This is a genomic window from Mesorhizobium sp. M7A.F.Ca.US.006.01.1.1 (assembly GCF_003997935.1).
Classification (GTDB): domain Bacteria; phylum Pseudomonadota; class Alphaproteobacteria; order Rhizobiales; family Rhizobiaceae; genus Mesorhizobium.
Map to the genome: position 1 here is coordinate 1 of NZ_RZQL01000277.1, position 8,473 is coordinate 8,473.

The 8,473-nt window shown below is 63.8% G+C and carries 8 protein-coding genes; 7 read left to right on the forward strand and 1 reads right to left on the reverse strand.

From position 1 onward, the window contains the following. The 7 genes from hisD to EN943_RS31815 all read left to right on the forward strand — a co-directional run. The coding region (hisD, locus tag EN943_RS31785; RefSeq protein ID WP_127415976.1) for a histidinol dehydrogenase at window positions 1–1,040 on the forward strand (1,040 nt) is incomplete at its 5' end. A gap of 15 nt (window positions 1,041–1,055) precedes the next feature. Then, window positions 1,056–2,081 carry an alcohol dehydrogenase catalytic domain-containing protein gene (locus tag EN943_RS31790; RefSeq protein ID WP_127415977.1) on the forward strand — a complete coding sequence of 342 codons (1,026 nt, stop codon included), beginning with the start codon at window positions 1,056–1,058 and terminating at the stop codon, window positions 2,079–2,081. Window positions 2,082–2,113: 32 nt separating this feature from the next. Beyond that, entirely contained in the window at window positions 2,114–2,848 is a 735-nt protein-coding gene (hutC, locus tag EN943_RS31795) for a histidine utilization repressor (protein WP_127415978.1), read from the forward strand. Window positions 2,849–2,953: 105 nt separating this feature from the next. Next, the gene (locus EN943_RS31800; RefSeq protein WP_127415979.1) at window positions 2,954–4,249 is read left to right on the forward strand and encodes a hypothetical protein; all 1,296 of its coding nucleotides are present in this window, start codon (window positions 2,954–2,956) and stop codon (window positions 4,247–4,249) included. Between the two features lie 249 nt (window positions 4,250–4,498). Then, complete coding sequence (locus EN943_RS31805) at window positions 4,499–5,506, forward strand: ABC transporter substrate-binding protein (RefSeq protein ID WP_127415981.1); 1,008 nt, start codon at window positions 4,499–4,501, stop codon at window positions 5,504–5,506. Between the two features lie 124 nt (window positions 5,507–5,630). Further along, window positions 5,631–6,398: an ABC transporter permease gene (locus tag EN943_RS31810; protein ID WP_206522843.1), complete on the forward strand. Its 768-nt coding sequence runs from the start codon at window positions 5,631–5,633 to the stop codon at window positions 6,396–6,398. A gap of 10 nt (window positions 6,399–6,408) precedes the next feature. Next, entirely contained in the window at window positions 6,409–7,191 is a 783-nt protein-coding gene (locus tag EN943_RS31815) for an ABC transporter ATP-binding protein (RefSeq protein ID WP_127415980.1), read from the forward strand. 19 nt (window positions 7,192–7,210) lie between these two features. Here EN943_RS31815 and EN943_RS31820 read toward each other — a convergent pair. Then, the coding region (locus tag EN943_RS31820; RefSeq protein ID WP_164778479.1) for an ABC transporter ATP-binding protein at window positions 7,211–8,473 on the reverse strand (1,263 nt) is incomplete at its 5' end.

Genomic DNA, 8,473 nt, shown 5'->3' on the forward strand with positions numbered 1-8,473 from the left:
ACATCAGGCATTTCCATGAGGAGCAGAAGCCGGAAACGATGTGGCTCAAGGAAGTCCGGCCGGGCGCCTATGCCGGCGACCGGTACACGCCGATCGCGTCCGTTGCGCTCTACGTTCCGCGCGGCAAGGGCGCCTTTCCGTCGGTGACGATGATGACGTCGGTGCCGGCGGTGATTGCCGGCGTGCCGCAGATCGCCATCGTGACGCCGCCGACATCGGATGGCTCGGTGGATGCGGCAACGCTCGTCGCCGCGCGCCTCGCCGGCGTCGGAACCGTCTACAAATGCGGCGGCGCGCAAGCGGTTGCCGCGGTCGCATACGGCACGGAGACGGTGAAGCCCGCGCTCAAGATCGTCGGTCCCGGCAGCCCGTGGGTGGTCGCGGCCAAGAGCGTGCTGTCGTCGGTCATCAACACAGGCCTTCCGGCCGGCCCGTCGGAGGCGATCATCTTTGCCGACGACAGCGTCGACGGCGGCCTTGCCGCGCTCGACCTGTTGATCGAAGCCGAGCACGGGCCGGATTCCTCGGCCTATCTGGTGACGCACAGCCGCAAGGTCGCCGAAGCTGCACTCGCTGCACTTCCTGAGCACTGGTCGCGGATGACCGAGCAGCGTGTCGAGTTTTCACGTGCAGTGCTGACCGGCAAGCGCGGCGGCATCGTGCTGACCGCTTCGCTGGAAGACAGCTACCGCTTCATCAACGACTATGCGCCCGAACATCTCGAGATCCTGTCGAAGGAGCCGTTCGCGCATCTCGGGCGCATTACCGAGGCCGCCGAAATCCTGATGGGTCCGCACACGCCGGTGACGCTGGCCAATTTCGTTCTCGGCCCCAATGCGGTGCTGCCGACCAGCCGCTGGGCGCGGACCTACGGGCCGCTTTCGGTGACGGATTTCGTCAAGCGCTCGTCGGTCGGCTACGTCACCTCGACGGCCTACCCGGAACTCGCCCTGCACGCCCGCAGGCTTGCCCGCTATGAGGGCTTCAGCTCGCATGAGAATGCGGTCTCGGAGATCCGCGACCGCTACCTCGCCGGCTGAGCGGACACGATCGCGATGAAGGCCGCTCGACTCTATGGACCTGGTGACCTGCGCGTCGAGGATATCGCCGCGCCGGGCGCGCCGGACGCCGGCTGGGTGAAGCTCAGGGTCGACGCCGCCGGCATTTGCGGTTCGGACCTGCATAATTTCCGCACCGGCCAATGGATAAGCCGGTCGCCCTCGACGGCCGGCCATGAACTGACCGGCACGGTGACCGCCATCGGCGAGGGCGTCGACGCCATCGCCATCGGCGACAGGGTGATTGCCGATTCCCGGTTCTGGTGCGGAGACTGCGCGCAATGTCGTGCCGGCCGCCGGCATCTCTGCGCGTCGCTGGGCTTCGTGGGAGAAGTCTGCGACGGCGGATTTGCCGAACAGGCAGCATTGCCCGCACGGCTTTTGCATATCATCGATGCCGGGCTCGACGAGCGGGTCGCGGCGATGGCCGAGCCGCTGGCGGTGGCGCTGCACGCGGTGCGGCGCCTGCCGAAAACGGCCGGCTCCGTGCTGGTGGTCGGCTGTGGGCCGATCGGCGGTCTTGCCGCGCTGCTGCTGTCGCGGACCTTCGCCGGCACCGTGCTGGTCGCCGACCGCAACCAGAGCCGCTGCGCCCGGGTGGCGCGGGTGACGGGTGCCACGATCGCCGATCTGAACCGGGATGCCATTGCCGCCGCAACCGCCAATGCCCCCTTGCTGGCGGCCGTCGAGGCGACCGGCAGCATCGCGGCACTCAATCAATTGCTCGGCGTTGTCGATCCCGGCGGTGCGGTCGCCATGGTCGGCATCTTCCACGGCCGCCTCGACATCGATCCCAACACGCTGGTCGAACGCGAGATCGGGTTGCTGGGATGCCATGCCTTTGCCGACGAATTGCCCGAGGCGGTGCGGATGCTGGGTGAACTCAGCGAACCGCTGTTGGCGCTGATCGACCAGGAGATCGGCCTGGATGACATTCCGGCTGCCTATGAGCGGCTGTTGGCGGGGCGCAGCGACGGCTTGAAAACAATCATCCGCATGCGGCAACCTGTCGAGCAGTCGTGATTTCCGATGAATCGCCGGAAAGGACTTTTGAAATGATCACTTTGCCCGACACGGCCAGCCCTCTTTACGAGAAGGTGAAGGACTACATCCTGGCAAACATAGGAACGGGCCGGTGGGGCAAAGATCGCAAGCTGCCGTCCGAGAATGAGTTGGTGGCTTCACTCGGCGTGTCGCGGATGACGGTTCACCGGGCGCTCAGGGAGTTGACCTCGGCGGGGTTCCTGATCCGCCTGCAAGGTGTGGGAACCTTCATCGCGCCGCCGCGGCCGCAATCGACGCTGATCGAGATCAACAACATCGCAGCCGAGATCGTCGAGCGCGGCAACAGGCATCGCTCCGAAGTCCTCGTCCTCGAAACCATCATGCCGACAAAGGAGCTGGCGCTGTCGTTCGAGTTTCCAAAGCGCGTCTCGATCTATCATTCCGTCGTCGTCAATTTCGAGAACGATCTGCCGGTGCAGCTGGAAGAGCGTTTCGTCAATCCGAGCCTCATCCCCGACTATGACAAGCAGGATTTTTCGAAGACGGCGACCTATGACTACCTCATGCAGAAAACCCCCGTGACCGAGGTCGAGCATATCATTTCCGCGATCCCGGCGGATGCCGAGACGGCGCGTCATCTGGGCATCGATGTCGGCGCCTGCTGCCTTTTCCTGCACCGCCGGACATGGACGGGCGCGGTGGTGGCCACGATCAGCAAGCTAACTTATGCCGGCAGCCGCTACTCGCTCGGCAGCCGCTATTCTCCTTCAAAAGCAGCTAACTGAAGCAGGTCCAATGCAAGTCGGAGCGGTCTCGCTGCTAATGTATATACATGTATTGATGGAAACGGTTTCGCCCTCGGCGGACGAACTGGCTGGAAGGAGCGACAGATGACGCCTGCACCGAGCCGCACGGCGCGCATCCGGGCACTCGCGCAGCATGATGTTGCCGAAGCACAAAGCGCGCTGGCGGCATTGCTGGGCGACCTGTTCGCGATGCGCCCCCGCAATGTCCGCATCAACTTCGACAAATACAGCCTCAATTCGTTGAACGGCTTCTTCGAAGACGACGGCAAGGCCTACTTCTTCAAGTTCCATCAGGAGGAGCGGGAAGAGGCGATGACGGGCGAGTATTACCGCGCCGAGATTCTGTCGCGCGCCGGCCTGCCGGTTGACCAACCCGTGCATATGTCGGCCCAGCCGGGCGAGCAGATCCTTGTCTATCGCCGCCGCACGGATCCGAGATTCTCGGATGTGCTGTTCGCGCTGGATGCGCAGGACGATGCCGGCAAGCGGCGAGAAGCCGTTCTTGCCGAGCGCGACCTGTCAGCCAGGCTGCTCAAGGTCTATCTCGAGACACTGCATCCGGTGACTGTCGCGGAGGTCTCGGCGGAGCCGATCCACAGGCTGTTTCATGAGCGGCTGATCGATGCCGAGACACGGTTGTCGCCAGGCGGTCGGCTGGCCGATTTCTATGTCGGCAAACCGTTCGTATTTCCCGGTGCCGAGCTGGATTGGGATCGGTTTTCCCGGCTGAAATTCGTCATCAACGGCCACCAGTACACCGACAGTGTCGGCGAGCTTTTCGATGCTGCCGCAGTGCGCTTGCGGCCGGAGCAGCTTGCCGACGCCGGCGGCGTGGTGGCGCATGGCGACGCCCACAACGCCAATGTCTGGTACACGGCGAAGGCGGGGAGGGCGGAGCTGTCCTTCTTCGATCCCGCCTTTGCCGGCTCGCATATCCCGACGCTGCTGGCGGAGGTGAAGGCGACGTTCCACAACATCTTCGCCCATCCGTTCTGGCTCTATGATCCGGCGACCGCGACAGAGGCTTTTCGCGCCAAGGCGCGGTTGGACGGAACCCTGCTCCATGTCGACACCGACTGGGACCTGAGCCCCGTCCGCCGCGACCTGCTGGAGGTCAAGGCGACAGCGTTGTGGCGGCCATTGCTGCTGGAGCTCAAACGGCGCGGCATGCTGCCGGCCGATTGGCGCGCCGTGTTGCGCTCAGGACTTTTCCTGTCGCCTACGCTGGTCATGAACCTGCGCGCCGGTGCGCGCAGCCACACGCCGGTTTCTTCCCTTATCGCCTTTTCGGTGGCGGTCATGGTCGGCAGCGAACCCGTTGCCGGAGCCGATCGGGTGACTGATTTCCTAGACCGGATCGATCCGGAAAAGCCTGAGTGATCGCTGCGGAGGGGGCAGGCCGATGCACCGGACCAAGGTGGAAAATTGAGTCTTTCCAACTTGTATATGCATGTATGTATTTTAGCCTTGACATCCGCTCCCGCTGACGCTGAAATATCCTCGCACTTCACCATGAAGTGGCAGGTAAGACGCCGAGGCACAGTGCCGCAAGAGCAGAAACCCGCAGTCTCACCAGACCGGCTGCCTGGGTTAGAAAAAGCGGTCTGATCATCAAGGGGAACAAAGATGATGCGTAACCTAACAGGACAATTTCGCGCGCTCGTGATGGCCGCCGCCATCGGGCTCGCCGCCGTCCCGGCAGCCTACGCAGCCGATGCGGCCATTCCCACCACGCCCGAGGCTGGAGCGTTCAAGATCGGCATCGAGCCCTGGCTTGGCTATGGCCAATGGCATGTCGCCGAGGCCAAGGGCCTGTTCAAGACCAACGGGCTGAGCGACGTCCAGATCGTCAACTTCGCCGAGGACAAGGACATCAACGCAGCACTTGCAAGCGGCCAGCTCGACGCCGCCAACATCGCCACCCACACGGCGATGGGCATGGTTGCGGCCGGCCTGCCGGTGAAGATCGTGCTGCTGCTCGACGTTTCCATGACCGCCGACGCCATCATCGCCGGCAAGGACGTCACCTCCATCGCGGACCTCAAGGGCAAGCAGGTCGCCTTCGAGGAAGGCACGACGAGCGACATCCTGCTCAAATACGCGCTCGCCAGGAACGGCATGTCGATCGACGACGTGAAGCCGGTTCCGATGCCGGCGTCCGATGCCGGCAGCGCGTTGATCGCCGGCCAGGTGCCGGTCGCGGTGACCTATGAACCGTACCTCACCGTCGCCATGGCGCAGAACAAGGACCTCAAGCTGCTGTTCACCGCCGGCGAGGATCCCGGCCTGATCAGCGACGTGCTGGTGGTGCGTGACGAGGTGATCAAGTCGCGGCCCGGCCAGGTGCTGGCCATGATCAAGAGCTGGGACGCAGCGCTCAAGGACTACAATGCCGACACGCCCGGTGGCCGCGCCATCATCGCCAAGGCTGTCGGTTCGGACGTCAAGGACCTCAACACCGCCTTTGACGGCGTGCGCTACTATTCGCTCGCCGAAAACAAGACGGCGCTGACCGGCGACTTCACCACCAAGACCTTCGCCGATGTCGAAGCCGCCGCCAAGAACGCCAAGCTGCTGCAGGCCGACGTGACGCCGGAGCAGATGATCGACCCGTCCTTCGTCAAGGCGGCGGAATGACCAAGGCCGGATCGCGGTGGTGACGCAGATGCCCGGGGAGCGTCCCGCTCAAACGGATCCGGCTCGTCCCATACCGGGGCCGGTCACGAAACCGGCGAGGCGACGCCGATCCTCAGGGATCGGCGTGCCCATCGCCAGGTCGCGCTTCCTGATGATCGCGGTGGCCGTGTTCGTCGGGCTCGGCCTTGCCTGGTGGGCGGCGACCGGACTGGGGTTGGTAAAGCCGATCTTCCTGCCGTCGCCGGGCAGCGTCGCGACGCAGATCGCCAAGCTCGCGACCGACGGCACGTTGTGGCTGGACCTCAAAGCCTCGATGTACCGTATCTCCATCGGCTTCCTCATCGCCTCGGCACTGTCGATACCGATCGGCGTGCTGATCGGCAGTTTCCGTTCCTGGGAAGCGGCCATCGAGCCGCTGGTGGATTTCATCCGCTACATGCCGGTCGTCGCCTTCGTGCCGCTCTCTATCCTGTGGGCGGGCACCGGCGATTCGCAGAAATTCCTGATCATCTTCATCGGCACCTTCTTCCAGCAGGTGCTGATGATCATGGACAATGTGAAACGGGTTCCCGCCGATTTCATCGGCCTTGGGCGCACGCTAGGCCTGCCGGATCGCAAGATCCTGACGCGCATCGTCGTGCCCAGCGCCTTGCCGGGCATCTGGGATACGCTGCGCATCAGCCTGGGCTGGGCATGGACCTGGCTGGTGCTGGCCGAACTTGTCGCCGCGACTTCGGGGCTCGGCTATCGCATCACCGTGTCGCAGCGCTATTTCCAGACCAACACCATCATAGGCTACATCCTGCTGCTTGGCCTGCTCGGCCTCATCACCGACCAGGTGATGAAGGCGCTGGAAAAGGTGCTGTTCAAGCAAGAGGGCCGCTCGCAATGAGGTCCAGCCGATGAGCCCCCCTAAATTGCGGATCGCCGGTCTCCACAAGAGCTTCGGCACCGGCGAGCGGCGCACGGAAGTGCTGCGCGACATCAACCTCGATCTTGCCGACAACGAGTTTGTCTCTTTGGTCGGCACGTCGGGCTGCGGCAAGAGCACGCTGCTGTCGATCGTGGCCGGACTGCAGGACTTCGATGCCGGCGATCTCAGCATCGATGGCGCGCCGATCCTGCAGCCGGGTCTCGACCGTGGCGTCGTCTTCCAGTCCTACACGCTGCTTCCCTGGCTGACGGCGCGGCAGAACATCGAATTTGCCCTCAAGGCCGCCGGCTACGATCGCCCGACCTGCCGCAGGATCGCGCTGGAGCACCTCGAACTCGTCAAGCTGTCCGACAGCGCCGACCGCTATCCGGCCGAACTCTCGGGTGGCATGAAACAGCGCGTCGCCATTGCGCGTGCGCTTTCCTACCGGCCCAAGATGCTGTTGATGGACGAGCCCTTCGGCGCTCTCGATGCGTTGACCCGGCATCAGATGCAGGAACTGCTGACCCAGATCTGGGAGGAACACAGGTTGACCGTCCTGTTTGTCACTCATGATGTGGAGGAGGCCGTCTATCTGTCGGACCGCATCGTCGTCATGGGCATCGGCCCGGGACGTATCACGCAGACCTTCAACGTCGACATCGAGCGCCCGCGCCGCGAAGAGGTGATGGAAAGCCCTGCGTTCATGGATCTGCAACGCGGCGTGCACAAGGCCATTCGCGAGGGTTCAAAACGCCACGAAATGGCGTAGACGCCTGTGGTAGGCCCAATCACGTCGCCTTGCCGACCGCTGCGTCCAGTTCCAGCTCGCCTTCGGAAATGTCGTCGAAGGAGGCGTAGTTCATGTTGTAGAGGCGGGCGTAGAGGCCTTTTCTTGCCATCAGCTGTTCGTGATTGCCGCTTTCGACGATCTCGCCGTTCTGCAGCACGATGATGCGGTCGGCGCCGCGGATGGTGGCCAGACGGTGGGCGATGACCAGCCCGGTGCGGCCTTCCAGCAGCGTGATCAGCGCCTTCTGGATCAGCATCTCGGTGTAGGAATCGATGCTGGCCGTGGCTTCGTCGAGCACCAGGATCTTGGCGTCGGCCACCAATGCTCGCGCAAAACTGATCAGCTGGCGCTGGCCGAGCGAGAGGTTGCCCCCGCGCTGCTCAAGCTCGGTGTCGTAGCCGTCGGGCAGGTTCTCGATGAAGTCGTGCGCGCCAACGGCCTGCGCGGCGCGCACCACCTCCTCGCGGCTGGCTGATGTCTTGTGGTAGCGGATGTTTTCCAGCACCGAGCCGGAGAACAGGAACGGCTCCTGCAGCACCATGGCGACCTGATCGCCGAGCGAATCCTGGGTCAGGTCACGCACATCGTGGCCGCCGACCAGGACTTCACCCGACCACACATCGTAGAAGCGGTGCACCAGCGCCATCGAGCTCGACTTGCCCGATCCGGTTGGGCCGACAAGGGCTACGGTCTCGCCCGGGTTGACGCGGAAGGAGATGTTCTTCAGCACCGGCTGGTTCGGCCGATAGCCGAAGGTGACGTTCCTGAACTCGACCGAGCCGTCCATGTCACGCGACAGCGCCACGGCACCGTGCCTGTCGCTGACATCGACCGGCACGTCGAGCACTTCGGAAATGCGCTGGCCCGAAGCCATGGCGCGCTGCATGACGCTGTACTGCATGGTCAGCGAGCGGATCGGGTCGAAGAAGCGCTGGATGTAGAACAGGAACGCCACCATGACGCCGATGTCGAGGCTGTGCGACAGCACCATCGAACCACCCACGACGATGACGGTCGCCATGGCGATGCCGGTCAGCGTGTCGACGATGGGCACCATCACCTGCGCGTATTTCGCCGACGTCAGATGGGCATTGAGATTGGCCAGCACCTTCTCGTCATAGAGGTCGAAATTGACGTGCTGACGCTCCAGGCTCTGCACCGTGCGCACGCCATGGATGCCTTCGGCCAGCGCGCCGTTGGCGATCGAGTTGGTTTCGTGCGCGGCCATGAAGGCGACCTTGGCGCGCGGCAGCCAGAACAG